General features: G+C 61.9%; 16 protein-coding genes. 10 read left to right on the top strand and 6 right to left on the bottom strand.

Going from position 1 to position 24,768, the window contains the following annotated elements; translation table 11 throughout:
• Nucleotide 1: 1 nt before the first annotated feature.
• Together ACXYL9_RS12965 and ACXYL9_RS12970 are read right to left on the bottom strand one after the other, a co-directional pair.
• Nucleotides 2–952 (bottom strand): hypothetical protein, encoded by a 951-nt coding sequence (locus ACXYL9_RS12965; protein WP_459039977.1) that lies wholly within the window; start codon nucleotides 950–952, stop codon nucleotides 2–4.
• A complete protein-coding gene (locus tag ACXYL9_RS12970) occupies nucleotides 939–3,074 on the bottom strand; it encodes an FAD-dependent oxidoreductase (RefSeq protein WP_459039978.1) in 2,136 nt (711 codons plus the stop codon). Before ACXYL9_RS12970 ends, ACXYL9_RS12965 begins: the two co-directional genes overlap by 14 nt.
• 227 nt (nucleotides 3,075–3,301) lie before the next feature.
• On the opposite strand from ACXYL9_RS12970, the gene ACXYL9_RS12975 reads away from it, so the two are divergent.
• Both ACXYL9_RS12975 and ACXYL9_RS12980 read left to right on the top strand, forming a co-directional pair.
• Complete coding sequence (locus ACXYL9_RS12975; protein WP_459039979.1) at nucleotides 3,302–5,323, top strand: hypothetical protein; 2,022 nt, start codon at nucleotides 3,302–3,304, stop codon at nucleotides 5,321–5,323.
• Nucleotides 5,320–5,784, top strand: coding sequence for an ion channel (locus tag ACXYL9_RS12980; RefSeq protein WP_459039980.1), 465 nt, complete (start codon nucleotides 5,320–5,322; stop codon nucleotides 5,782–5,784). The genes ACXYL9_RS12975 and ACXYL9_RS12980 overlap by 4 nt, the downstream gene beginning before the upstream one ends.
• Here the strand turns inward: ACXYL9_RS12980 and ACXYL9_RS12985 are convergent.
• Entirely contained in the window at nucleotides 5,781–7,304 is a 1,524-nt protein-coding gene (locus ACXYL9_RS12985; RefSeq protein WP_459039981.1) for an acetyl-CoA acetyltransferase, read from the bottom strand. The two genes, ACXYL9_RS12980 and ACXYL9_RS12985, sit on opposite strands and share 4 nt — an antisense overlap.
• A gap of 150 nt (nucleotides 7,305–7,454) precedes the next feature.
• Here ACXYL9_RS12985 and ACXYL9_RS12990 point away from each other — a divergent pair, with 150 nt between their 5' ends.
• The 4 genes from ACXYL9_RS12990 to ACXYL9_RS13005 all read left to right on the top strand — a co-directional run bounded on the left by ACXYL9_RS12990 (nucleotide 7,455) and on the right by ACXYL9_RS13005 (nucleotide 12,618).
• Entirely contained in the window at nucleotides 7,455–8,951 is a 1,497-nt protein-coding gene (locus ACXYL9_RS12990; RefSeq protein ID WP_459039982.1) for an MFS transporter, read from the top strand.
• An 86-nt stretch (nucleotides 8,952–9,037) separates the two neighbouring features.
• Nucleotides 9,038–10,249: an acyl-CoA dehydrogenase family protein gene (locus ACXYL9_RS12995; RefSeq protein ID WP_459039983.1), complete on the top strand. Its 1,212-nt coding sequence runs from the start codon at nucleotides 9,038–9,040 to the stop codon at nucleotides 10,247–10,249.
• A gap of 15 nt (nucleotides 10,250–10,264) precedes the next feature.
• The gene (locus ACXYL9_RS13000; RefSeq protein ID WP_459039984.1) at nucleotides 10,265–11,329 is read left to right on the top strand and encodes an acyl-CoA dehydrogenase family protein; all 1,065 of its coding nucleotides are present in this window, start codon (nucleotides 10,265–10,267) and stop codon (nucleotides 11,327–11,329) included.
• The gene (locus tag ACXYL9_RS13005) at nucleotides 11,326–12,618 is read left to right on the top strand and encodes an MFS transporter (RefSeq protein WP_459039985.1); all 1,293 of its coding nucleotides are present in this window, start codon (nucleotides 11,326–11,328) and stop codon (nucleotides 12,616–12,618) included. Before ACXYL9_RS13000 ends, ACXYL9_RS13005 begins: the two co-directional genes overlap by 4 nt.
• Here ACXYL9_RS13005 and ACXYL9_RS13010 read toward each other — a convergent pair.
• Nucleotides 12,615–14,291 carry a class I adenylate-forming enzyme family protein gene (locus ACXYL9_RS13010; protein WP_459039986.1) on the bottom strand — a complete coding sequence of 559 codons (1,677 nt, stop codon included), beginning with the start codon at nucleotides 14,289–14,291 and terminating at the stop codon, nucleotides 12,615–12,617. The two genes, ACXYL9_RS13005 and ACXYL9_RS13010, sit on opposite strands and share 4 nt — an antisense overlap.
• Before the next feature lie 173 nt (nucleotides 14,292–14,464).
• Here ACXYL9_RS13010 and ACXYL9_RS13015 point away from each other — a divergent pair, with 173 nt between their 5' ends.
• The 4 genes from ACXYL9_RS13015 to ACXYL9_RS13030 all read left to right on the top strand — a co-directional run bounded on the left by ACXYL9_RS13015 (nucleotide 14,465) and on the right by ACXYL9_RS13030 (nucleotide 22,333).
• Nucleotides 14,465–15,709, top strand: a complete 1,245-nt coding sequence (locus ACXYL9_RS13015) for a serine hydrolase domain-containing protein (protein WP_459039987.1) — start codon at nucleotides 14,465–14,467, stop codon at nucleotides 15,707–15,709.
• Nucleotides 15,710–15,730: 21 nt separating this feature from the next.
• Entirely contained in the window at nucleotides 15,731–17,767 is a 2,037-nt protein-coding gene (locus ACXYL9_RS13020) for a 3-hydroxyacyl-CoA dehydrogenase NAD-binding domain-containing protein (protein WP_459039988.1), read from the top strand.
• A 207-nt stretch (nucleotides 17,768–17,974) separates the two neighbouring features.
• Nucleotides 17,975–20,959 (top strand): TonB-dependent receptor plug domain-containing protein, encoded by a 2,985-nt coding sequence (locus tag ACXYL9_RS13025; RefSeq protein ID WP_459039989.1) that lies wholly within the window; start codon nucleotides 17,975–17,977, stop codon nucleotides 20,957–20,959.
• Nucleotides 20,960–21,034: 75 nt separating this feature from the next.
• The gene (locus ACXYL9_RS13030; RefSeq protein WP_459039990.1) at nucleotides 21,035–22,333 is read left to right on the top strand and encodes a spinster family MFS transporter; all 1,299 of its coding nucleotides are present in this window, start codon (nucleotides 21,035–21,037) and stop codon (nucleotides 22,331–22,333) included.
• Here ACXYL9_RS13030 and ACXYL9_RS13035 read toward each other — a convergent pair.
• The gene (locus ACXYL9_RS13035) at nucleotides 22,330–23,319 is read right to left on the bottom strand and encodes a radical SAM protein (protein ID WP_459039991.1); all 990 of its coding nucleotides are present in this window, start codon (nucleotides 23,317–23,319) and stop codon (nucleotides 22,330–22,332) included. The two genes, ACXYL9_RS13030 and ACXYL9_RS13035, sit on opposite strands and share 4 nt — an antisense overlap.
• Nucleotides 23,316–24,734, bottom strand: a complete 1,419-nt coding sequence (locus tag ACXYL9_RS13040; protein ID WP_459039992.1) for a dihydrolipoyl dehydrogenase family protein — start codon at nucleotides 24,732–24,734, stop codon at nucleotides 23,316–23,318. Before ACXYL9_RS13040 ends, ACXYL9_RS13035 begins: the two co-directional genes overlap by 4 nt.
• Between the last annotated feature and the right edge of the window lie 34 nt (nucleotides 24,735–24,768).

Consider the following 24,768-nt stretch of genomic DNA (forward strand, 5'->3'; position numbering starts at 1 on the left):
TCTATTTCCGCACTTCGATCGTAAGTGTGCCCAGCGGTGCTGCCTCGGACTCGACCATCACGATGCCCGAATAGCGACCCGGCGCCTGCCGCGTTGGAACAGTCACTGTGGCGAACAGCTTGCCACCAATGTCGACGGAAAACCGCACCTTCTCGATTGCCTTGCCCTTGCCATCGATCCTTTGCAGCGGAGTGACGCTTAGTTCCTCCGGGCCGGTAGGCTTGGCCGGACGCGCAAGGCGCGACGCCAATGCGTGCGCCTTAGTGTTGCCAGTAAATACGACATCCAGTTCGATCGTTTCGTCTGCAGGCCCGGCCGATTGTTGCGGTCCGGGCCCAGCATGACTTGATGGTGGCCTGTCGCTGTGCTCCCGGGCAGACATCCCGCTCCCGGTCGGAAAGGGTGGCACTGAGGGCGCGGCGCCTAGTTTGGGTGCATCCGGAATGCGCGTCATCTGCCGCAGCAATTGCTCGATAACGATGAAAGTTGTCTCGCTCAGGTCGCGCGCCAGCTTGATCATCCGTTGACCGAGAATCCGCACGTCCACTGGCACATCGCGCATATTATAATCGCCGTGCTGAAACTGGTCGGCAGCGATGCGACCTTGTGCGACCGTATCGCCCAGCACCTGGTAAGCGTTGCGCACCGCCTCGGCGACAGCGTCGTTGATCACTCCTTCGGCGCCGTTCGATTCGGGACGGAAGTTGGGATCGACGCTGGCGCTGGCCTGGGGACTTGGAGACGAGTGTGCGGCAGGCCCAGAGTGTGCGGCATATGCGGCAGGCTCGCTGTGCGCGGCATGCTTGGTGTTCAAGGTATGGCCGGCCTGGTCCGGGACGCTCCCCTTGGCCATTTGCGCTCCGCTGCGGATCGGGCCGGAGCGAGCAGGAGGCTTGCGCTTGGCCCGCGACGAGGCCGAGCGCTTTTCAGTAGGCGTCTCAGGGGTGGTCATAGGCCATGATATCCTCGAGTTTCGGCGATCCGCAGATGGCATGCGCCGCAAGCAGGCCGGACATTACGGCCCCTTCAACACAACCCGAGTGAAAACCACTATCGGTCCAATCACCGCAGATTGTCAAATTGTCGTAAGTCATGTCGAGTGGAGAGATCCGGTGGCGATAGCTGCCGGGAGTATGAATGACGTAGCGCTCCGAAGGATTGACATTGGCGCGCCAGTATTGACTGTCAAAGCGCAAGTGGTTTGTTGGTGAGCCATCATGCGAACCGTCATCGGGCGGAGCCAGTATTGACCAACGAAAGCCACCATCGGCGTCAAACGCATTTGGCCAGACTTCGCGGATCGGACCTTGCAAGAATTGCGCGGCGTTATCGCGGACCTCGGCGGTGCGACGGGCCGGATAGGCCTGGTCATCATCGTCAGGCGGGTCGGGCGGGTCGGGCAGGACAGCGCAAAAATAAACTGAGGTGCGCGGTTTTCTCTTCCACCCCTCTTCGGGAACGACGTGAGCCATGTCGCACCAGGTATCGAACGGTTTGGCGAAGGCGCCGGTAATATAGGCCGGGCCTTCCCAGCCGAGCTGCTCGAGATCCTCGTCGAGCCAGACCTGAAAGGCTTGCGAGGCGACCGTCTTGACGTTCTCACACATGGATTTCCAGCGCGGATCGCGCTCCACGAACTCGCTGGCGACATAGGGCACAGCCCCGATGCCGACACCCAGCACGACCATATCGAAATCCTCGCCGACCCTGAGCGTCTTCTCACCAGCGCGGCGCCGATCCCAGTGCGATTCGAACTGCCAATCCTCCGCGGCCATGCGGTTGCCCTTTACGAGCTGATCGAAATCCGGGCGGGAAGGCCAGCACGGCTTGTCGGCGACCATTACGAGGGGCTCGAAAGGCTTACCGCACCTGGTGCGGGCCTGGACATCGAAGGTCAGCCGATCGACATGGTCGCCATCTGGCGCCCTGCCCATATTCGTCAGCCGGTGGAAGAATTCGAACTTCACCCCGCGGTTCTTCATGGCGAGGTAAAGCGGAGCGAAAACGACATCCCCCATGCCAGCGCGCATCTTCCACATGAACGCGCCACGATAGCTGAAGAATGTTCGCATGGTGCCACGCAGGCCCTGCCCTGCCGAAAGCGAAGGGCGGGTCAGGTCGCCGTTTTCATAGCCCATCGAGAGGTCGTAGAGACCGCGCAGGAATGGCGATTGCAACGATCGTATCGAAGCCCCGTGCATGTGCAGGAATTCCCGGCATTCATAATCGTCGATCGCGTCGAGTCCGCGCGGATCGAACCAGATGCGGTGCCGCGTCATGCCGACGATTGTGGCCAGCGTGAGGTCGGCGATCTCCCACAGATAGCGATTCTCGTTGTCGGCCAGCCACTGGTCCTCGAGCCACTTTCTCAACGACGCGCACGCTTGCTCCACGCCGCCAAACAGTGCGTCGGCATTGTCGGGCGTGGCCGTTCGGCTGAGCGAGGAGAGCAGGCCCAGCAATTGGGCCAGCCCGGCCGTCGGTGCGAAGGTCCCGAGCCGCACAAGCGATGTCAGCCGGCGCACCAGCTGGTCGGGATCTTCGCTTGACTGGCTGGCAGTGGCGACGCCGTGGCCATTGACCGTGGTGTCTAGCAGCAGCGCGCGAAACAGGTCGAAGGCCCGGGCGAGGTAGTGGGTCAGGCTGAAGCCGGCATCGGATGGCAATGGATCACCCGGCAGGCCAGGGCGCGGCGGTAGATGGGCTCGCCAATGGGTGAAACCGCCGTCGCTCGATTGCGAGCACAGGGCGATATCGTTCTTTGGTGTCCAGGCATCTCGCCAGTCACCGAAGACGTCGCCCATGCCTTGAGCGGCCAGTTCGGAGTGACACTGGCGCATCATGCGGAAGCTGTTGTCGTAAAAGCCCAGCCAGATATGCAGGCCGTGTTCCTCGATCCGGCCGCTGGCGCCGCGGCCGGAGGCCCCCTTGCCACCAAGCCGCCAGCCTTCTTGGTAGACCGTGACCTGGTACTTACCCCGGTGTTCGGGTCGCGAAAGTTCCCAGGCAGCTGTCATGGAGGCGCAGCCGCCACCAATCACGGCAATCCGGATTGGACGTTCGCCCTCGCTCACGCGCCGCTGTCGCAGCGTAGAGCTGTCTTCTGAATTTCTGGAAACCCCACCAGTAGCCTCCCCCGCGTCGAGTATCTAGCAGTCGGCAGGAAAGTCAATTGATGCACATGCAGTCGAGCAGCGGTAGTTCTTGCCCATCGGTGAGGCCAGTTTGAGAAAACCCACAAGTCTTGTGAAGCAATTGCGGAACCGATAGGCTTGCTTTTCAAGCCGGGGGGTAGAAACAGGTGCAGAAACGACAAGCATCGCCGCGTGATTTCGCTCCCGAATTGCCACGGCCATGCCTGGTTGTCGGCGTTACCGGGCACCGAGGGAGCCATCCCGCATTCCCGGACGTGCCGCGCGAGCTCGATGCTGCATTTCAGGAAATCTTTGCGCAGATCGACACCATCGTCGCCGGAATTGCGGGCCGGAGCGCGGAGGGCGAGGCCAGCAAGGCTTGCACCACTCGGCTCGTAACCCTGCTGGCGGACGGGACCGACCAAATGGCCGCGCAGCAGGCTCTCGATCGCGGCTGGGACCTGACGGCGCCCCTCCCTTTCGGCCGTGCGCTGAACACCGCTATCAACGCGCATGCTTCCTCAGTCGAAGACGCCCGCGCGCTCTTGTCGGGTGGTACACCCAGCGATGCCGGTACCGGCACCCGTGCAGCGGCGCTTGACGCGTTAGTCGATCGCGCCTGCCTGTTTGAACTGGCCGACCAGGACGAGGTGATAATCCCGCTCCTGCTCGACAGCCTCGGCAACACGGATAACCATTCCGTCCACGAGATGCTGCAGATTGCAACATCGCGTCGGGCGGCGATCGCCGGATCGTTGCTGGTCGAACATTCTGACCTGGTCATCGCAGTTTGGGACGGCCGATCGGTCGATTCTGTGGGTGGCACCGGGCACACGGTTTCTGCGGCGCTGGAACTTGGCGTGCCGGTTCTGTGGATCGATCCCACCCGTCCACACCAATGGCGGCTTTATCACACCGCCGAAGAACTGGCGGCCCGCACGCATGAAACTTCCGAACAGGCCTGCACCGCGCTCGCCGACCACATCAAGAGCGCGCTCGAACTGGACAAACCGGTGACAGAGGGCCGCTTTGCCGGGATCGCCGCAATCGCGCCGGAAACATGGCGCGATACCAGTATCGTGAGTGGCCACGTCTATCGCAGGATCGAGACATTCTTCGGCCGCGAACGGTGGAGCGACCGCCTCGCCTCGCTCCACCAGCGCTATGAAACGCCGGACGAGATTGGCGCGGGGAGCGGGCAGACGCTGTTGCAATCGATCGCCGCGCTGCCGGGACAGGACCCCCAGCTGGCGACGAGGCTGGAGCGCGAGATACTGCGCAGGTTTGCCTGGACCGATGCAATCTCGTCCGGCCTTGCCGATCGTTACCGCTCGGGAATGGTGCTCAATTTTCTTCTCGGTGCGGCAGCCATCATTGTAGGGGTGCTTTACCTGCCGCTTGTCGATGTCAGCCGCAAATGGATATTTGCCGCAATCGAGTTGGGGCTGCTGGTGCTGATCATCTACAATACTGTGCATGGCCAGCGCCGCAGGCTGCATGGCCGATGGTTCGAAAGTCGCAGGGCCGCCGAATACCTGCGTCACAGCCCATATCTCCTCGCGCTCGGCGTGGCCCGGGCAGCAGGCCGCTGGCCCCGCGGCGTCAAGAACTGGTGGCCGGAATGGTATGTCCGCCACGCCATAGGGGCTGTCGGCCTGCCGCGCTTGCGCATTGACACGGCCTATCTCCACGCCGTGCTCCAAATGCTACGCGATCACCACGTCTTGCCGCAGCGGTCCTATCACCACGGCAAGGCCGCGAGGCTCGAAAAGGTCCATCACCGGCTCGACAAGATGTCCGAATATTCCTTCGCCGCAGCCGTATTATTCGTCGCCTTTTACCTCGTTCTGGCTGGCATGGAGACCGCCGGGCTGATCGACGGCAGTCTGCTCGGCAAGACTGCCAAGTGGTTCACCGTCGCTGCCGTCGCCTTGCCGACCATCGGCGGCGCGATAGCCGCGATCCGCTATTTTGCCGATTTCGAACGCTTTGCCGAGATTTCCGAAGTCACCGCGAATGAACTCGACCAGATCGCGAACCGGATCGAGGCGATGCTGGCCGCCTCGCCCGAAAGACTTGATTTTTCGCAGGTGGCGCGGATCGTTCATGATACTGACGACATCGTGTTTTCCGAAATCCAGAACTGGCAAGCCGTGTTCAGCGGCAAGAGGACAACGATACCGGCATGATAACAGCGCTGCTCATATCCTTCGTCCTGATCGCCCTGACGATCGCGATCCACTACGAGTGCCTGCGCTCGACCTCCAACCTCATTGTTGACCTGCCAATCAACCCCCGTGCGCGAATGGTGGTTGTGCTGGCAGTGGCGATGATTTCGCACCTGGTACAAGTACTGATTTACGCGGTAGCCTATCTCGGCATGATCCGCTCGGGCGGGCTGGGCGACATCGGGGGTATTACAGGGACCAACTTCGCCGACCTGTTCTATTTCTCGATTACGTCTTACACCACGCTCGGCATCGGCGATCTCTACCCGCATGGGGGCATCCGTATCGTATCAGGGATCGAGGCCTTGAACGGGCTGGTGCTAGTCGGCTGGACCGCGTCCTTCACCTACCTCAAGATGGAACGGTACTGGCGGGTTCCCGATGAAACCGTCCGCGATGAGATCGGGTCTACCAAGAACTAGGTGAACTGCCAGATCCTCAGAGCATCACCGCCGGAGCCGGGCACGATCGAACCTGCGCGCCCGACCGGTTCCGAATTCCCATCGGTAAGACCTGCGATTCCGGCTCCGTCGTCACCAGGAACCATCGCCAGGGTTCGTGCGCCATCGGGCGTCAGCGCGACCACCGTCCCCATGCGCGGACTGCCATCGCGGTTGTAGTGCACGGTGTAGGATTCGAGCGCCGCGCTGCCGCAATAATCCTCGGCAAGAGGCGGGATCGCACCGCGCAGATCGTCAGCAGCAGAATTGACGTCGAAATCTTGCGGGAAAGTGACTTGCGCGAACTGCGCACTGCCGAGAGCGATGGTGTGGCTGTGGGTCGCGTAACCTCCATTGGCGAACAGCAGGCCGGTCCCGCGCTGTCTGCGCAGTTTCTCGACCATGCTGGCGATGGCGTGGCTCATGTAATTGCCAATCGGGCCGCCTCCGAAAGTCAGGCCGCCGAACACCGTCATTGGTCGGTCCAGCGGCCAGCCAAGCGTGCGCCGAGCCATCTTTGGCACACAGGGGAAACAGGAATAGAGTTCGACATGATCGAGCTCCTCCACGGACAAGTGGTTGTAGGCCATCGCCTGCCTGATCGAGGCTTCCATCCCCGCAGACGCGCCATAGCCATCACGTGCGAGGATATCTTCTGGCTCAAAGGCGCTGGCACCGGCACCGACGAATACTATCCGATCGTCCTGCACTCCGCGCCGCCGTGCCTCGGCCAGGCTGGTGACAATGAAGCCTGCACCCTGGTTGACCGCGGAATTGGCGACCTGCAGCTTGGTGTAGGGGAAGGCGATGGGGCGGTTGTCTGGGCCGGGCGCGATAATCTCCTCCGCCTCGCGCGGCTTGCGGATCCACGCGCTCTCGGATGCGGCGGCGACTTGCGAGAAACCGGCCCAGATCGTCCCGGTTTCGTGCTGTCCTTCGCCCAAGGTCTGCCCCTGCGCGGCGCGGAAGGCATTTTCGTACAACGGATAAACGTCTACCGGCAGGACCAGGCCATAGCTTTGTGCGTAGCCAATCTTGCGCCGATGCGGTGCATCGCGCAGTGCATCGTGCCTGGGTGGCTTGTCGCTACCGGCCTCGTGAGCCGCCTTGATCTTTGCCAGCGCTCCGGCAGTGCGTAGCGCCTCGCCCCCGGTAACAAGGCAAACCTTGGCCTCGCCCGCACCAATCGCATGGGCGGCCTGGTTGAGCAGGCGCACGGGATTGTCGCCATGCGGCGTGGTTTCCTCGACATGGGCCGGCGAGATGCGGAGCGCTTCGACAACCTTGCCCGCGATCGGGTTGAGTTGCGGCCATGCGATCTGGCCGACAATGCCGAGCCAATCCGCCCTGTTTATCCAGTCACCGCCAGCGTCGCGATCGGCGCGTATCAGCGCCTCGGTCATCAGCGATGTCGGGTCGAGCCCGTCTTGTGGCTTTTCAGGACGATCATTTACCTGGCCGACCCCGACGATGACCGGGGTGTGTTCGGGGCTGACGGTCATGGCTGGGGTCCTCCGGTGGCTCAGCAGCATCTTGGCTTGTCTCTAACCGCAAGGCAAAGCGCAATCGCGGTTGCGTTGGTCGATGCCACTTGTGCTCGCGACCCCAGCCATTAGGCTGCTGGTTCGCAACGCAAACAGGGCCGCGATCGCTTGACCGAGAATACGACATCGCAGGTTCCGCCGCTGCCCACCCGCACGCGATGGCTTTATGGCACGGGCCTGCTGGCAAGCGGGATCAAGACCAGCGCATTCGCCACCTACCTGCTACTTTATTTCAACCAGGTGCTTGGCGTTCCGGCCTATATCGTGTCGACTGCGATTGCGTTGACGCTTGTGGTCGACGCCATCGTCGATCCCCTCATCGGCCGGGTGAGTGACCGGACACGGAGCCGGTTGGGGCGGCGCCATCCCTACCTGTTCGGCGCGGCGATCCCGGCGGGCGTTTTTTTTGCGCTGACGTGGTTCCCTCCCACTGGCCTGACCGACCTCGGCATGGGGGCATGGGTATTCGGCATGGCTTCGCTGACCCGGGCGTGCATGAGCTTGTACGAGATACCGTCATCGGCACTGGGGGCAGAACTGACCTCGGAATATTCAGAACGGACCCGCCTGTATGCGCTGCGGTTCTGGTTCGGCTACATCGGTGCTTTCGGGTTCGCCGCGATGAGCCTGATGCTTTTTTTCGTCGCCACGCCCGAATATTCGCGCGGCCAGCTCAACCCCCAGGGCTATGTCTGGTTCGCAATTAGCGGCGGAATACTGATTACGCTGGCGGTCCTCACCAGCGCGTTTGGCACGAAAAGCCGCATTCCCTATTTGCGGCAGGTGCGGGAGCGGTCGGTAAAGCTGACCTTGCGCGATCATGCGCGCGAAATGGCGGATGCCTTTACCCATCGCCCGTTCCTGGCGATCTTCGGCTACTCCTTGTCCAAGCAGACTGCCATTGGCCTCTACACGGCGATGACCATCTATTTCGGCACCTATGTCTTCGAATTGACTGCTACTCAGCTGGCAATCCTGACAGTCGAAAACCTGGTTGCCGCCACCATTGCGGCGCCGCTCGCACCCAGGCTGTCCGGCTGGTTCGGGAAGCGAAACGCGGCAATGGCGATGGGGCTGATGGGGATCCTCATCGGGGTCATGCCACTGCTGCTGACCTATTTCGACCTGTTCTTCCAGCCAGGTGACGCTCGGCTGTTGCCGACACTGTTCGCGGTTGGCGCGGTCTACCACGCAATGATCGCTACCTCGTTGATGAATGCCTCCGGCATGATCGCCGACACGGTCGAAGACCATGCCGTCAAGAGCGGACGGCATAATGCTGGCCTGTTCTTTTCGGTCAACAGCCTCACATCGCAGGCGGCGGTGGGGCTGGGGATATTGATTGCCGGACTGGTGCTCGAACTGTCGAACTTCCCCATTGGCGCCGATCCGACCGGGGTCAGCAAAACGATCAAGGACAGTCTGATCCTCTTTTACGTGCCGCTCACTGTTTCACTGTGGGCGATCGGATCGCTGCTGCTGCTGTCTTATCCGATCACCGAAGCCTCGCACCTGCGTAATCTGGAAATCCTTGCCGCACGGGAGGCGCAGGCGAAGGCGACGATGGTGCGCGATACCCCCATTGCCGGGCCGGGGGGCGGTTAGGCATACCGCCGCAAGCCCCTGTTGCTGCGCGCCCACATGGGGCATAGGTAGCAAAATAAGACTCAAAGACCGAGGAGAGAGTGAGCATGGCCACCGTAGCCGATACCAGGCCCGAGGATGACCTCGACGCCTTCCGCGACGAGGTGAAGCAATTCCTGGCGGACAAGTTTCCCGACAGCCTCAAGGGCAAGGGCAACGCCATGCGCACAGTCGAGGGACCGGGCGAGGAAACGGCGGAAGAGAAATCCTGGCGCGAGGCGATGGGCAAGAAAGGCTGGGGCACACCGACTTGGCCGAAGGAATATGGCGGCGGCGGTCTGACGAAGAAACAGGCCAAGGTGCTCGAACAGGAAATGGCATTGGCCGGAGCCTGGAACCCGATCGGCGGTATGGGCGTGATGATGTTCGGTCCGACACTGCTCGAATTTGGTAGCGAGGCGCAGAAGAACGAACATATCCCGCCGATCACGCGCGGAGAGATCCGCTGGTGCCAGGGGTATTCCGAACCCAATGCCGGCTCCGACCTCGCCAGCCTGCAGACCAGCGCCGAGGACAAGGGCGACCATTACCTCGTCAACGGGCAGAAGACCTGGACTAGCGGCGGGCAGTGGGCCGACAAATGCTTCTGCCTCGTGCGGACCGACCGCAGCGACAAGCACCGGGGCATCTCCTTCCTGCTGATCGACATGGATTCGCCTGGCGTCGAAGTGAAGCCGATCACCATGATCAGCGGCATGAGCCCGTTTTGCGAAACCTTCTTCACCGATGTGAAGGTGCCCAAGGAAAACCTCGTCGGCGAGGAAGGGGAGGGCTGGACCATCGGCAAACGCCTGCTCCAGCATGAGCGAACCAATATTTCCGGTGGCGGCGCGCTCGCTGCCCTGAATGCGCAGCCGTTGTCGAAAATCGCCGAACACTATCTCGGTACCGATGAGAACGGGCAACTCGCTGATGCCGATCTGCGCGGACGTATCGCCGAGTTCGAGATGGCCTGGAACACCTTCCTGCTGACCGCGCGCCGCGCGATGGAGGAATCCAAGGCAGCAGGCGGCGTATCGGAGATCAGCTCGATCCTCAAGAACGCGGGCTCCCGGCTCGGCCAGCAGCGCGCCGAGATGCTGATCGAGATCATGGGCTTCAAGGGCCTTGGCTGGGAAGGCGAGGGCTTTTCCGAGAAGGAATTGCAGTCGGTACGCGGCTGGCTCTTTGGCAAGGCCACCACGATCTATGGCGGCTCGACCGAGATCCAGAACAATATCATCGCCAAGCGCATTCTTGGTATGTTGGACCACCAGTAAGGGGAGCTTGGACACATGGCAGTCCTGAACGAAGAACAGACCATGCTGCGCGACTTGGCGCAGGAGTGGACGAAGAACGAAAGCCCCGTGAAGGCGTGGCGCAAGGTTCGCGATGGTGGGAAAAACTATGATCCGGCAGCTTGGGGCGCGATGCGCGAAATGGGCTGGACCGGGGTCATCATTCCCGAGGATTTCGGTGGCAGCGATTTTGGCTGGATGAGCCTTGGTCTGGTAATCCAGGAAATGGGCAAAACGCTTACTGCCAGCCCGCTGGTGGCCAGCGCACTCGCGGCAGGCGCGATTATTCTCGGCGGTTCGCAGGAGCAGAAGGAGAAGTATCTCCCGCCGCTCGCCAGCGGTGACCTTGTTGGAACTCTCGCCTTTGACGATGCAGAGCGCCACGCCGGCGCGAATTCGACGGCGACCGTATCGGAAGGGAAGCTGACCGGCGCCAAGCCGTTCGTGCACGAGGCCGATAGTGCCGGCCTGTTCGTTGTGCTGGCGAGCGACGGGGTTTATTTGGTCGAGAAGGGCGAAGGTGTTTCGCTGTCGAGGCGCAGCCTCACCGACCAGCGTGACCATGCCGAAGTAACCTTCACCGATGCCCCGGCGGACAAGTTGGCAGGAGGTGGTGAAGACCTGGCCGAGGCCATCCTCGATCGCGCGAGGGTCATGACCGGAGCCGAGATGTTGGGCATGGCGCAGCAGGTGTTCGACGACACGCTCGATTATCTGAAGCAGCGCACGCAATTTAACCAGGTGCTCAGTTCATTCCAGGCGCTTCAGCACCGCATGGCCGATCTCTATACCGAGCTCGAAATGATGCGCAGCGCGGTCGAGGCCGGGCTGCAAGCGCTCGACACCGGTTTCAAGGTGCCCGAGGCGGCCTGCATCGCCAAGGCCCGCGCCAATGACGCACTCCACACAATCAGCCGGCAGGGCATTCAACTGCATGGCGGGATCGGGATGACCGACGAATACGATGTCGGATTTTACCTCAAGCGCGCCCGCGTGCTCGAGGCAAGTTGGGGCAATAGTGGCTTCCTGAAGGATCGCTACGCCAAGCTCGCCGGATATTGAGCGAGGGGGATAGCGACGCGAGTATGGCGCGCCCGGACGAGGCTGTCTGGGTGCGCCATCATGCTTTTGTCGAGGGTAATTTGCGGCGCAACTATGCCGCCACGCTGATTCACGGCGTATTCGGGATGACCGGCTTTCGCCTGATCTACGCGCCGACCATCATCCCGGCATATCTCTATCTCCAGACCGGTAGCGCGGCCGCAGTTGGCCTTGGCATGGCGATGTTGCAACTGGGTGGCACGGCTTCGCCGATCTTTTCTGGCGCTCGGGTGGAGAGCCGCAGCCACATCCTGCCCTATGCTATCACAGTCGGCTCGCTAATGCGGGTCATGGTGCTCGCGCTGGCGCTTACCGCATGGTGGCTCGACGGGATGATCCTGTTCGGGGCCACGCTGGCGATTTTTCTCATGCTCGGCTTTTTCCAGGGCGCGCAACGGGTGGCGTTCCAGATGTTGATGGCCAAGGTCATTCCTATCGACCGGCGCGGAAGGCTGCAGGGCATGCGCAATTTGCTCGGCGGCGGCATCGCGGCCGGGCTGGCATGGGCGGCCGGGGTCTATATCATCGAGCGCGAGTGGCTGGGCAATGGCTATGCCACGACCTTCCTGTTTGCTTTCCTGCTGACTTCGATCGGGCTGGTGGTCCTGCAATTCGGCATTCGCGAGCCCGAGGCGCCGCGAATGCGCGTGCCGGTGCCGATGGGCGAGCGATGGGGACAATTCCGCGAGCTGGTCCGCCACCGCGGATACCGCGCCTTCCTGTTTGCGCATGGCTTTTCCAGCATCGCCCGGGTCGGCCTGCCGTTCTGGACGCTCTATGTTGGCAAGCAGCTTGGCCTAGACGGCTACGTGATTGGCGCGCTCAGCCTCGCCTTCCTCGCATCGGAGACGGTCAGCAATCTGGCCTGGGGACAATTGGGCGATCGTTTCGGCTTCCGGCTGGTCTATCTCGGCGCGCTCGTTTGCAGCCTGGGCGGGCTGGCTCTGTTGGTGCTTGGCGACGGGGTAGTCCTCTATGCCGCTTTCGCGCTGTTAGGCTTCGGGTTCGCCGGCTGGATGATGGCAGCATCGACGCTGGTGCTCGAGTTCGGCGAGCACGAAGACATCCCCATGCGTATCGCGCTGACCACCACGGTCGAAGGCGCGGTTTCGTCAATCGGGCCGATCATCGCCGGGCTCGCCATCGCCGCGCTGGGGTTTGCGCCGCTCATCGTGGTGGCATTCGCATCGATCACCGTCGCCTTGGCCATCGTGTTCTGGCGGGTGAGCGAGCCGCGCGACCAGGTCTAGAACAACGCGCCCAGGTCCTTCTTCAGGATCTTGCCGTTCGCGTTTCGCGGCAGGGTATCCTCGACGAACACGATCCGCACAGGCACCTTGAACTTGGCCAGCCGCGCGGCAACCCAGTCCCGCAATTCCTGCTCGCTCGCCTCCATCCCGGGGGCGAGGTGGACAAGTGCGGCCGGCTCCTCCCCCAGCGTGCGATGCGGCAGGCCGATGATCGCGGCATCGGTCACCGCCGGGTGGTCGTAGAGGACGTTTTCGACTTCGCTCGAGTAGATGTTCTCGCCTCCGCGAATGATCATGTCCTTGGCTCGGTCGACAATATAGCAGAAGCCCTCTTCGTCGAGCCGCGCGAGATCGCCGGTGCGGACCCAGCCGTCGATGAAGGTTTCCGCCGTTGCATCGGGCCGTTGCCAGTATCCCATCACGATCTGCGGACCGCGTGCCCACAATTCGCCGACTTCGCCCGTTTGCAGTTCCTTGCCCAATTCATCGGTGATCCTGAGATCGCTCACCGGGACCGGCGGTCCGCAGCTGTCAGGCCGGTTAAGATAATCCTCGGCGGCGTGGCTGGTAACGGTGGCCATGGTCTCGGTCATGCCCCAGCCATTGCCGGGCATCGCACCGAACACTTCGCGGATATTGCGCACCAGTTCGGGCGCGGCTGGCGCACCACCGTAGGCAATGCTTTCGAGGGTCGAGAGATCGTATTTGTCGCGATCGGGATGTTCGAGCATTTGCCACGCGATAGTCGGCACTCCGCCGGTGAGATTGACCTTCTCGCGCTCGATAAGTTCGAATGCCTTCACCGTTTCCCAGCGGTGCATGTAGATCACCGTGTGCCCGGCAAACAGCTGGCCCATCAGGCTGGCCGAACAGGCGGTCACGTGGAACAGCGGGATCACGGTCAACCCGACCTTGGGTCCGGCAGGCGTCGGCTCTTCCCCACGGCGCAGCATGCTGCGCGCGGCGGCATAGGCGCTGGAGAGGATGTTGGTGGTCAGATTGCGATGGCTGCCAAGCGCGCCCTTGGGCTGCCCGGTGGTCCCGCTGGTGTAGAAAATTGTCGCCGGATCATCGGGAGCGATCGCAGCGTCGGGAATCAATCTGTCGGGCAGGTTTGGCCAGTCGTGCGAGGAGCCGATAATGCCGTCCAGCCGCTCTACCGAGGCGTCGGCCTGGTCAACTCGCGTGACCACGACGTGCTCAAGCGCCGGACAGGCGGCGCGATGCGGGGCAATACGCTCCCACCGCTCGCCGTCGCAGACCAGCATCCGGGCGCCCGAGTTTTCTAGACCGAACTGCAATTCGTCGCCGGTCCACCAAGCATTGAGTGGAACGGCAATCGCGCCAATCGCGGTGGCAGCGAAAAAGGCAACCGGCCATTCGGGCAAATTGCGCATGGCGATGGCAACGCGATCAGCCTTGCCAATCCCGCGCGCGCGGAAATCCTCGGCCAGGCTGGCAACCGCGCGATACCACGCTTCGTAAGTGATCCGCTCGTCTTCGTAGATGGTGATCAGTCGGCTGCCATGGCTGCGCGCGTGGTCGGCCAAGATACGCATACTGGCCGGCGCGTTTTTCCAGACCCGCGTCGAAACACCGCGAATATCCGCTGTTTCCATCTCGAACGGCATCCCCGGAGCGCACAGCGTGGCTTCGACTTCGGCGAGCGACATGCAAGGCCAGTTCTCGGGAGGTTTCCATTCCCAAGGGGCGCTTACGCCCGCCGCACCAGTGTCCAAGATTGTCTCTCCCTGATCAGGTCTGTTTTTATTCGCAACCGATGCTAGGTGGGTTTGCAAGAGCGCTCAAGCGCCGAAAGACAAGCTTGAAACACAAGGGAGAGACGATGACCGCACCGTTCGATTGCCAAGATGCACGCGAGCTTGGTTTCGATCCTGATCGCCTGGCCCGGATCGGGTCGTTCCTGCAGCAAGGCTATATCGATAGCGGACGCTTGCCGATGACCCAGGTGGTGGTCGCGCGTGACGGTCAGCCGGTGTATTATGATCGTCAGGGCCGAATGGGCGAGGGGCGCGAGGACCTGCGCGACGATGCCATCTTCCGCATCGCCTCCATGACCAAGCCGGTCACCTCCATCGCCTTCATGCAGCTGGCAGAAGAGTGCAAGGTCGCGCTCGAAGATCCGGTGACCAAGGTCCTCCCCGAATTTGCCGACTTGAAGCTGTATGCCGGCGGCGGCGGATCGGTTCCCTTCGCCCCGGGCTCGCCCGCTCCGCCGATGCGCTTCGTCGACTTGCTGACGCATATGTCGGGACTGACTTACGGCCTGCAGAATCGCACCAATATCGACGCGGTATATCGCGACCACAATCTCGATTTCGCGCGCAGTCGACATGATAGCGATGAATTCATCCGCATTTTGGCTGACCTCCCGCTCGAATTCGCGCCGGGACAGGGGTGGAACTACTCGGTCGCCAGTGATGTCCTGGGCGTTTGCGTGGAACGCATTTCTGGCATGAGGCTGGGCGAATATTTCGAGCAGAATATCTTCGCCCCGCTAGGCATGACCGATACCGCCTTCGGCATTGCCAAGGGACAGGGCGAGCGGCTGGTCGATGCCTATCAATATGTGCCCGGCAAGCCGCCGAAGAAGATCGATAGGGGTCCAGACAGCAAGCTGACCAAAGAGGGCCGCTTCGACAGCGGCGGAGGCGGGCTGTGCGGCACGATTGCAGACTACCATCGCTTTGCCACCATGCTGCTGAGCGGCGGCGAGCTGGACGGAGCCCGCATCGTCAGCCCCAAGACCTTGCGACAGATGCGGACCAACCACCTGCCCGGCGGTGCCGACCTGACCGAGATGTCGAGCAGCCTGTTTTCCGAAAGCAACAATGCCGGGACCGGCTTTGGCCTCGGCTTCGCGATGGTGATTGATCCGGCCAGGACACTGATGCCGGCGAGCGTGGGTGAATTCTACTGGGGGGGCGCCTATTCGACCGCTTTCTTCGTCGACCCGGTCGAAGAGATTACCTGCGTCTTCATGACCCAGGTCTACCCCTCCAACACTTATCCGATCCGCCGCCAGTTGAAGACGTTGATCTATTCCGCGCTGAGCGAAAGCCGCGCCTAAGCATTCAAGAGGAGACGCCCGATGACTTCCCCCATTCGCACCGAACGCCATGATGATGTGCTGGTAATCATTTCCGACAATCCGCCGGTCAATGCGCTCGGCCAGGCCGTGCGGCAGGGTCTCAAGGACGGGATCGAAGAGGCGCTGGCGGACGATGGTGTTAAGGCCGTGGTGATCCGCTGCGACGGACGCACCTTCTTCGCCGGAGCCGACATCACCGAATTCGGCAAGCCGCCGCAGGGCCCCAACCTTCCCGAAACGCTCGACGCGATGGAAGCGGGCGACAAGCCGGTGGTTGCCGCGATCCACGGCACCGCGCTAGGCGGCGGCTGCGAAGTTGCGCTGGCGTGCCATTACCGGGTCGCCGTGCCGAGCGCCAAGCTGGGCCTCCCGGAAGTCAAGCTGGGGTTGATCCCCGGCGCGGCCGGAACCCAGCGCCTGCCGCGCGTGGTCGGAGTGGAGGCAGCACTGCCGATGGTGGTCAACGGCAACCCGATCCCGGCTGCCAAGGCCGAGGTGATCGGCCTTGTCGACAAGATCGTGGGCGAAGACAGTCTCGAATCCGACGCGATAGCCTTCGCGCGCGCCCAGATCGGCAAGCCCATTCCCCGCTCGAGCGAGCGCGACGCGCACGAAGACGGCATCCGCAATCCCGACCTGTTTGACGAGTTCCGGGCTAATAATGCGCGCAAGATCCGCGGTTTCGAAGCGCCCGACGCGGCGATCAGGGCGGTCAAGGCAGCGACCGAGCTCCCCTATGCCGAAGGCGTCAAGAAAGAGCGCGAGCTGTTTATGACGCTGATGGGCGGGACCCAGAGCGCAGCCATGCGGCACTATTTCTTCGCCGAGCGCGCTGCCAACAAGATCGACGATATCGATCCGGCTACGCCGCTAATCGACATCAAGAAGGTCGGCGTGATCGGCGCCGGCACCATGGGCGGCGGGATCGCCATGAACTTCCTGTCTGCCGGGATTCCGGTGACGATCCTCGAAATGAAGCAGGAGGCGCTCGATCGCGGCACCGGAGTCATCGCCAAGAATTACGAGCGGACTGCCGCCAGGGGGCGGATGAAGCCCGAACAGGTCGAGCAGGCGATGGGCGGGCTTACCGGCACGCTCGATTACGGCGATCTCGCCAATTGCGACCTGGTGATCGAGGCGGTTTATGAAAGCATGGAGGTCAAAAAGGAGGTCTTCGGCAAGCTCGACGAAGTGGTTAAGGAGGGCGCGATCCTCGCTTCCAATACATCCTATCTCAATGTTGACGAGATTGCCCAGGCGACCAAGCGGCCGGGCTATGTCCTCGGCCTGCATTTCTTCTCGCCAGCCAATGTCATGAAGCTGCTTGAAATCGTGCGTGGGGCAGAAACGCGCAATGACGTGCTGCTCACCTCAATGAAGCTGGCCAAGAAAATCGGCAAAGTGGCGGTGGTGGCGGGTGTTTGTTACGGTTTCATCGGCAACCGGATGCTCAGCCCGCGCCAACAGCAGGCCAATGCGCTGATCATGGAAGGCGCCAATTACTGGGAGGTCGACGACGTCCTGCTCGATTTCGGCTTCCCGATGGGACCGTTCCAGATGGCCGACCTAGCCGGCATCGATATCGGCTGGCACCGGGATCCATCAAAGGTCACAACGATCCGCGAGGCGCTGTGTGCAGCCGAACGATTTGGCCAGAAGAACGGCAAGGGTTTTTACGATTACGATGAGGCGCGCCAGCGTACGCCATCGGACGAGGTGCAACACATCATCGCCGACTTCGCGAAGCGCGAAGGCACGGAGCAACGCGAGATTTCGAAGGACGAGATCCGCGAACGGCTATTGTATCCGATGGTCAATGAAGGCGCGATGATCCTCGATGAGGGCATGGCGCAGCGCGCCAGCGATATCGATGTAGTCTGGATCAATGGCTATGGCTGGCCGATCTATACCGGCGGGCCGATGTTTTGGGCCGACACGATCGGTCTCGATACGGTTGTGGAAGGCTTGGAACGACATGATCTGCCGGTCAGCCATTACCTGCGGGCCAAGGCAGGGGCTGGCGGGCGCTTGACTTGATCCCCGTCAACTGTGGGCGCGACATTTTTGCAACGCCTGACGTGGAAAATCTGTAACATTCCTGCTTGCTTCTACCGTGGCATGATTGCAAGAAGGTCGCCGAGGTTGGGAGAGGCCTCGGTCACGAAAGTGCCCCGGCGCGCAGTCGACGCGCGTCGGCGGTACTGACCCCTTTCCCCGCTCGCAAAACAGTAGGGGATGCATCTCATGAAGACCGTTTTCCGTAACAGTATTGCCCTTGGTGCCATGGCCGGCGTTCTGGCTCTGGCTCCTTCGGCTGCATTTGCGCAGGCCAGCCCGCAGCAGGCCGGGGTAGATGCCAATGCGACTTCCTCGCCCGACGAGCAACGCACCATCGTGGTGACCGGCTCGCTCATCCGCGGTACGCCGGAAGATGCCGCGCTGCCGGTCGACGTCTTCACCAGCGACGATCTCGCCAAGCAGGGCGTCGATAGCCCGCTCGAATTCATCAAGGAACTCCCCTCGGTCGGCGCAGTGTTGGGCGATACCAACCAGTTCGCCACCGCCGCCCAGGCCTACCAGGGCGTGGGCTCGATCAACCTGCGTGGTCTTGGCCCGCAACGCACGCTGGTGCTGGTCAATGGGAAGCGCACGATCCAGACTCCCGGCGCAGGCTTTGTCGATACCCAGTTGATCCCGCTGTTCGCGCTAGAACGGGTCGAGATCCTGAAAGATGGTGCCGGCTCGACCTACGGTTCCGATGCCATCGCGGGCGTCGCCAACTTCATCACCCGCAGCACCTTCACGGGCGTCGAATTGCAGGGCGACTACAGCATCATCGACGGATCGGACGACAATTATTCAATGAGTGGACTGGTCGGGTTCGAGGTTGGCGATGCCAATCTCGTGATCGGTGCAGGCTGGCAACATCGCTCTGAACTGCCGACCACGGCGCGCGACTACACCCAGACCAATTACGCGGTTAACCCTTCGGCCTATTCGGCACTGTCGACGCCGGGGCTGTTCGCGGTCTCCTATTTCGATACTGGCACCGGAGCGGTTACCACACAGACCCGGCCTGACCGCGGTTGTAATGATCTTGGCGGCTTCCAGGACGGCGCGTTGTGCCGGTTCACCTACATCCCCTTCGACAATATCGTCGAGGATGAGGATCGCTATCAGGTCTATGCCCAGTTCACCGCCGATCTGAGCGACAAGGTCAAATTCCAGACTGATGTCATGTGGGCGCGCACGGATGTTGAATCGATCAACTATTCACCGGCCTTCCCGCCGACGCAGGGGCCCAATGGCTCCGGCTTCCTGAGTGCCTTCACAACTTCGCCCGCCAACCCGGGGCTTCCGGCGTTCCTCGCCCAGCAAGGATTGCCGGGCAGTACTGCCACCATGCCGATCGTGCGGGTGACAAATGTCCTGTTCCGCCCGTTCGGCTATCTCGGCAATCCGCGCGATACCGATCGCGGTGCCGGCGAAGGCTTCGCCAGCACCGATGCCTTCCGAGTCAGCGGCGGTTTCGATGTCGAACTCAGCGACGCCCTGACGCTCGACCTCGATGCGACTTTCTGGGATGCAGATCGCAGGCGGTTTGCTCCGGGCATCGTGGGTAGCCGCTTGCAGTCGGCGCTCAACGGCCTGGGCGGCCCGAATTGCCGGGGCACGACGCCTGGCGCAAATGGGTGCGTATTCTTCAATCCGTTCGTCAACGCCGGGCCTGAAAACCCCACACTAAACCTCGCCAACCCGTTCTATGTTGCCGGAGCGGAGAACTCTCCAGAGCTCGTCCGCTGGCTGCAGATACCCAACGGGGTGGTGGAAGAGGAAAGCCAGTTCGTTGTCGACGCCGTGGTGTCGGGCGACACTGGCTTCCAATTGCCTGGGGGCAACGCCGCTTTCGCTGTCGGCTTCCAGTATCGCAAGACCAATTTCAACAGCCGACCCATCAACGACGAGTCGAACCTGAACATCAACCCGTGCTTCAGGGAGGGCGACCTCAGCTGCGTGGGCACTTCGACCGAGGGTGTGGGGCCGTTCATTTTCCTGGGTGGATCGCGTCCGGTTGATGTCGACCAGAGCGTCTATGCGTTCTTCGGTGAATTGCAGCTTCCGATTACCGACCAGCTCGAAGTTCAGGCGGCCATCCGCTATGAAGATTATGGTGGAGCTGTCGGTTCGACCATCAATCCCAAGGGCTCGGCTCGCTTCGAGGCGACCGATTGGCTGACGCTGCGCGGTTCGGTCGGTACCACCTTCCGTGGACCGATCCCCAGCCAGGTCGCACCTATTTCAATCACCGCCTTGCAAGGCTTCACCGCAGCCGGTGGCAACTACAAATCGCTCGATATCTTCGGTAACCCGAACGATCTCGGGCCGGAGACCGCTTTTACCTATAATATCGGTGCCATATTAGATGCGCCGATCATGGGTGGCGGAGTGGTCTTCAGCGTCGACTACTGGTCGATCGCGCTGAAAGACCGGATTACGACCACGCCTGGCGATGCCATTGCCAGCTTCGTGGGCAACGGCCAGACCACCGGCGGGGCGCCGGTGAACTGTTCGAGTGCGCTGGTCAATCTGATCACCTTCAGCGGCAACACCTGTGTGCAGGGCACGACGAACGGTCTCGATATCAGCCGTGTCCGTACGGACTGGGTCAACGGACCTGACGTGGACGTTTCGGGCATCGACTTCGCCCTGAACTTCGACTTCCCATTGGGCCAGGACATGGACCTTGCTTTCGGTGCCAGCGGGTCCTGGTATCTCGACTACACCTTTGCTGATTTCGAGTTGCAGGGCGTTGTCGTCGAACCGTCCTACGACGCGGTCGGCTTCGGCAACTACTTCCGCGATCCCAACACCGTGCCGGAATGGCGCGGCAACGGCTTCGTCAACCTGGCATGGAACATTGCCAATCTGCGCTACTCGGTCAGCCATATCGACGGGGTGACCGATGATCGCTGTGTCAATCGCACGCCTTGCTTCCAGACTTCGCAGGGGCCGACCGATTACGGCATCGACAGCGGGTCCTTCACCCAGCACGACATCTCGTTGACGCTCGATCTCAACCTGGCCGGCGTCGAAGCGCAGTTGCAGGGCGCGATCAAGAACTTCACCGATGCCGAACCGGCTGAAGCGCAGCTTCCGCTGGGCTACAACCCGTTCATCGGGAACGCGATCGGCCGCCATTACCGGATCGGCCTACGGACGCGCTTCTGATCAAGCGGAAAACACAAGGGGCCGGGGGTGCAAACCTCCGGCCCCTTCTTTCTGCAGGGATGGAGGAAACTGGACATGGCAACCGCTGCGCCTGCCGCATCTCAAGGTGAAGTCAGCGCCGGCGCGCGCAAGCTAACGCTGTTCCTCCTCACCCTCACCTATTTCTTCAGCTACATGGACCGGCAGATCCTTGCGATCCTGCTGGAAGACATCAAAGCCGACCTGTTGCTCAGCGATACGCAGTTGGGCCTGCTATCAGGCTTTGCCTTTGCCCTGTTCTACGCAACGCTCGGCATTCCCATCGCGGCGCTGGCCGACCGGATGAACCGGATCAATCTGATCACCATCGCGCTTACGCTATGGAGCGCCATGACCGCCGTTTGCGGATTGGCCCAGAACTTCGTCCAACTGCTCGCAGCACGTATCGGCGTCGGTGTCGGTGAAGCCGGGTCCAGCCCGCCGAGCCATTCGATCATTGCCGACCTTTACCCTGCCGAAAAGCGAGCGCTGGCGCTGTCCATCTATTCGCTGGGCGTCACCTTGGGCGCTGCTGCCGGTCAGATGTTCGGCGGCAATCTCACCTATTTTTTCGATTGGCGAGTAGCCTTCATCGTTATCGGGCTGCCCGGCGTGATCCTGGCTATCTTCGTCAAGCTGTTCGCGACCGAGCCGCCCAGGCGGGCCGAACCGGGTGCGGTTGGGGAGACCGACCAGCCGAGCATCATGGACGGGTTCCGAACCATTTTTGCCAACGCCGCCGCCCGGTGGATGATCGCGGGCGTCACCCTCACCTCGATGATCGGATATGCGCTGACCGGCTGGACGCCATCGTATTTGATCCGGATTTTCGATCTCAGCACGCTGCAGGTTGGGAACTTCGTCGCTCCGCTGCTCGCCATCGCAGGGGTGGCAAGCGGACTTGGCGGGGGGTGGCTGGCCAACCGTCTAACCGCGCGCGACGGGCTCTATCGCCAGCCATGGATGATAGCCGTCCTGAAGACGATCGCGCTTCCGTTTCTGGTTTGGTTCTACCTCGCCGGCGACGCGTGGATGGCGGTGGGGGTCTATTTCGTCGCGCTGCTTTTCCAGTCGAGCTATCTCGGCCCGAGTTTTGCCGTGATCCAGACGCTAGCTCCGCTAAAGATGCGCGCGGTGTGGGCAGCAATTACCTTGCTGATCCTCAATCTGATCGGGCTCGGGCTGGGTCCGACGCTGGTGGGCATCCTGTCGGACCTGTTCATTCCGCGCTTCGGCGATGAATCGCTGCGCTATGCGTTGCTTGTGATTGCCAGCATGACCCCGCTGGCTATCGCTTGCTACATGCGGGCATCATTCCTGCTCAAACGCGACTTTCCCAAGCAGGTGGCTGTCTAGGCCGAACAACTCGCCCCGCCGAGTACACAGAACCTGGCACAGTGCGGGTGGTTTAGCTTCACGTCGCGCGAAGCTTCGTCGAGAGTTGCGCCCATATCGAAACCGGCGTCGTAGGGGATCAGTGTGCAGGCAGCCACGCGCGGCTCGGTTTCACCCTTGCGATGGACCACCATGCGGCTGCTGGCGCACATGATATCGGCCGGGTTCTGGCCCAGGATCTGCCAGCAGGCAGTGGTGATTTCGGCAATATCCTTGTCCTCGTCCATTTCCGGAAACAGGACCAGCCGCATCGGATCAGCGGCGTCGATGGCCAAGTCGTGCTGTACGAAAAGCTGCGCATAGCCGGCGCGTTCATCAGCCTCGCCCTCGCCGGGCAACATGCGACCGGCCACCGAGACGGTAAATCCGTTGTCGGACAGCCAGCGCAGGCCGTCGATTGCGATGTCCCAACTGCGCGGGCCGCGCTCGGCTTCGTGAACGGCCTGCGTGTGGTGGTCGAGGCTGACACGGATGGTGAGCCGGTCGCCGAACCGTTCGCGCATGGCCAACAATGCCGTCTCGTGACGACGCATCGGCTTCATCGCATTGCTCAGGACCAGAGCTTCAAACCCGCGTTCCAGTGAGTCTTTCAGCATCGGCACGAAGTCGGGATTCATGAACGGCTCGCCGCCGGTAAAACCGATTTCGCGTGTGCCCATTGCCTGCGCCTCGTCAAGGAAACGCGCGGCGTGCGCTTGGCTGAGATACATTAGCGCATCGTTGGTCGGGCTGCTCTCGATATAGCAGCTTGCGCAGGCGAGATTGCACAGCGTGCCGGTGTTGAGCCACAGCGTGTCGAGCCTTTTCAGCGAAACACTGGCGCGCGGTTCTCCCTTGGCCGTCCAGTCGGGGTCGGTGAATTTCTCGGGCGCAAGTTCGCCCGCCTCGATCGCGAAGGGCGAGGCGCCCTCGGGTGCATTGCGGCTCTTGGTCCTGGTGCCGGTCATGCGAATGTCCGGCGCAGACGGGCAAGGGTGCGGGCATACGCTTTTGGCACAGCACCGAACACGGTTGGCTCCCATGCGGCAAAGGCGGCGGCCTTGCTGATTTCACTGCGGGTTGGATAGCTGATAATGGCTGAGCCTAGCGCAAATGTGCTGCTCTTGCCGGTGATCACTTGGCTGAATGGCAGCAGCAACTCGCCGGCATTCTTGCCGCAAATGCTCGCCCCCAGTACCTTCTTGCCCTTCAGGATGACTTTTAGATGGCCCAGCGTCTCGCCTTCGGCAACGGCGCGCTCGTTGTGGTCGAAGCCTTCCTTGATCACCGTGACCTTGTCGCCGAATTTATCCTTCGCCTCTGCCTCGGTCATGCCGATCTGCGCGACTTCGGGCTCGGTATATGTGCACCACGGCAGCGCCTTCCAGTCCACCTTGGTGGGCAGGCCCAGCGTAATTTCGAGCGCCACGTTGGATCCTTCGTAGCCCGATACATGCGTCAGCCGCGGACCGTCGCGGCAATCGCCGATGGCGTAGATGTTCTTGATCGAGGTGCGGCGGCGTTCGTCGACCACAATTCCGCCTTTGCCGGTGGCGATGCCAACATCCTCCAGCCCATAGCCGGAAATGCGCGCTTCGCGGCCGACGGCGACCAGCAGGTGCGAACCTGTGATCGTCTCGCCATTATCGACGCGAACGCTGACTTCGTTGCCGCTGCCGTCCACTTGTTCGGCCTTGCCTTGCACAAAACGGACACCTTCCGCCTTCATCACGTTGACCACGATATCGACCGATTCCGCATCGTCGCGCCCCATGGGTCGGTCGGGTTCGATAATTGTCACTTGCGCGCCCAAACGGACGAAACTCTGTGCCATTTCCATGCCAATGACCCCGCCGCCAATGATAACGAGGTGATCGGGCCGGGTTTCCAGTTCGAACAGGTTCTCGTTGGTGAGATAGGGCACGGTGTCGAGCCCCTCTATCGGCGGGACAAATGGGCGTGATCCGGTGGCAAGGACGATGCGGGGCGCGCTGAGCGTGCGCCCACCGACTTCGACCGTGTGGTTGCCGGTAAGCTTGCCCCAGTTGCGAATGACCTCGCAGCCCATTTCCTCGAACCGTTCCTGGGAATCATGGGGAGCGATAGCCGCGATGGCGCCGTGGATGTGGCCGTGCACCCCGGTCCAGTCGATCTGCGGGGCCGCGATCTGGACGCCGTAGCGTTTTCCCTCGCGCGCCTCGGCAGCGCGCTTGGCCGCCGTAATCAGTGCCTTGGATGGGACGCAGCCGTTGTTGAGGCATTCGCCCCCCATTTCGCCGCCTTCGATAAGCGCGACATCAAGGCCGAACAGGGCGCAGCCCCCGGCCGCAGTAAGCCCGGCGGCGCCGGCGCCGACGACAATGACGTCGTGAGTGAATTTCATGTGTGCCCTTGCAACCAAAAACGTCTAACCGGCG

Source organism: Qipengyuania sp. CAU 1752 (assembly GCF_054482615.1).

Excerpts from the sequence above, each read along its gene's own strand:
- ACXYL9_RS12965 (WP_459039977.1), bottom strand. The coding sequence starts at position 952 with ATGACCACCCCTGAGACGCCTACTGAAAAGCGCTCGGCCTCGTCGCGG.
- ACXYL9_RS12980 (WP_459039980.1), top strand. The coding sequence starts at position 5,320 with ATGATAACAGCGCTGCTCATATCCTTCGTCCTGATCGCCCTGACGATC.
- ACXYL9_RS12985 (WP_459039981.1), bottom strand. The coding sequence starts at position 7,304 with ATGACCGTCAGCCCCGAACACACCCCGGTCATCGTCGGGGTCGGCCAG.
- ACXYL9_RS12995 (WP_459039983.1), top strand. The coding sequence starts at position 9,038 with ATGGCCACCGTAGCCGATACCAGGCCCGAGGATGACCTCGACGCCTTC.
- ACXYL9_RS13000 (WP_459039984.1), top strand. The coding sequence starts at position 10,265 with ATGGCAGTCCTGAACGAAGAACAGACCATGCTGCGCGACTTGGCGCAG.
- ACXYL9_RS13010 (WP_459039986.1), bottom strand. The coding sequence starts at position 14,291 with ATGTCGCTCGCCGAAGTCGAAGCCACGCTGTGCGCTCCGGGGATGCCG.
- ACXYL9_RS13015 (WP_459039987.1), top strand. The coding sequence starts at position 14,465 with ATGACCGCACCGTTCGATTGCCAAGATGCACGCGAGCTTGGTTTCGAT.
- ACXYL9_RS13020 (WP_459039988.1), top strand. The coding sequence starts at position 15,731 with ATGACTTCCCCCATTCGCACCGAACGCCATGATGATGTGCTGGTAATC.
- ACXYL9_RS13025 (WP_459039989.1), top strand. The coding sequence starts at position 17,975 with ATGAAGACCGTTTTCCGTAACAGTATTGCCCTTGGTGCCATGGCCGGC.
- ACXYL9_RS13030 (WP_459039990.1), top strand. The coding sequence starts at position 21,035 with ATGGCAACCGCTGCGCCTGCCGCATCTCAAGGTGAAGTCAGCGCCGGC.
- ACXYL9_RS13035 (WP_459039991.1), bottom strand. The coding sequence starts at position 23,319 with ATGACCGGCACCAGGACCAAGAGCCGCAATGCACCCGAGGGCGCCTCG.
- ACXYL9_RS13040 (WP_459039992.1), bottom strand. The coding sequence starts at position 24,734 with ATGAAATTCACTCACGACGTCATTGTCGTCGGCGCCGGCGCCGCCGGG.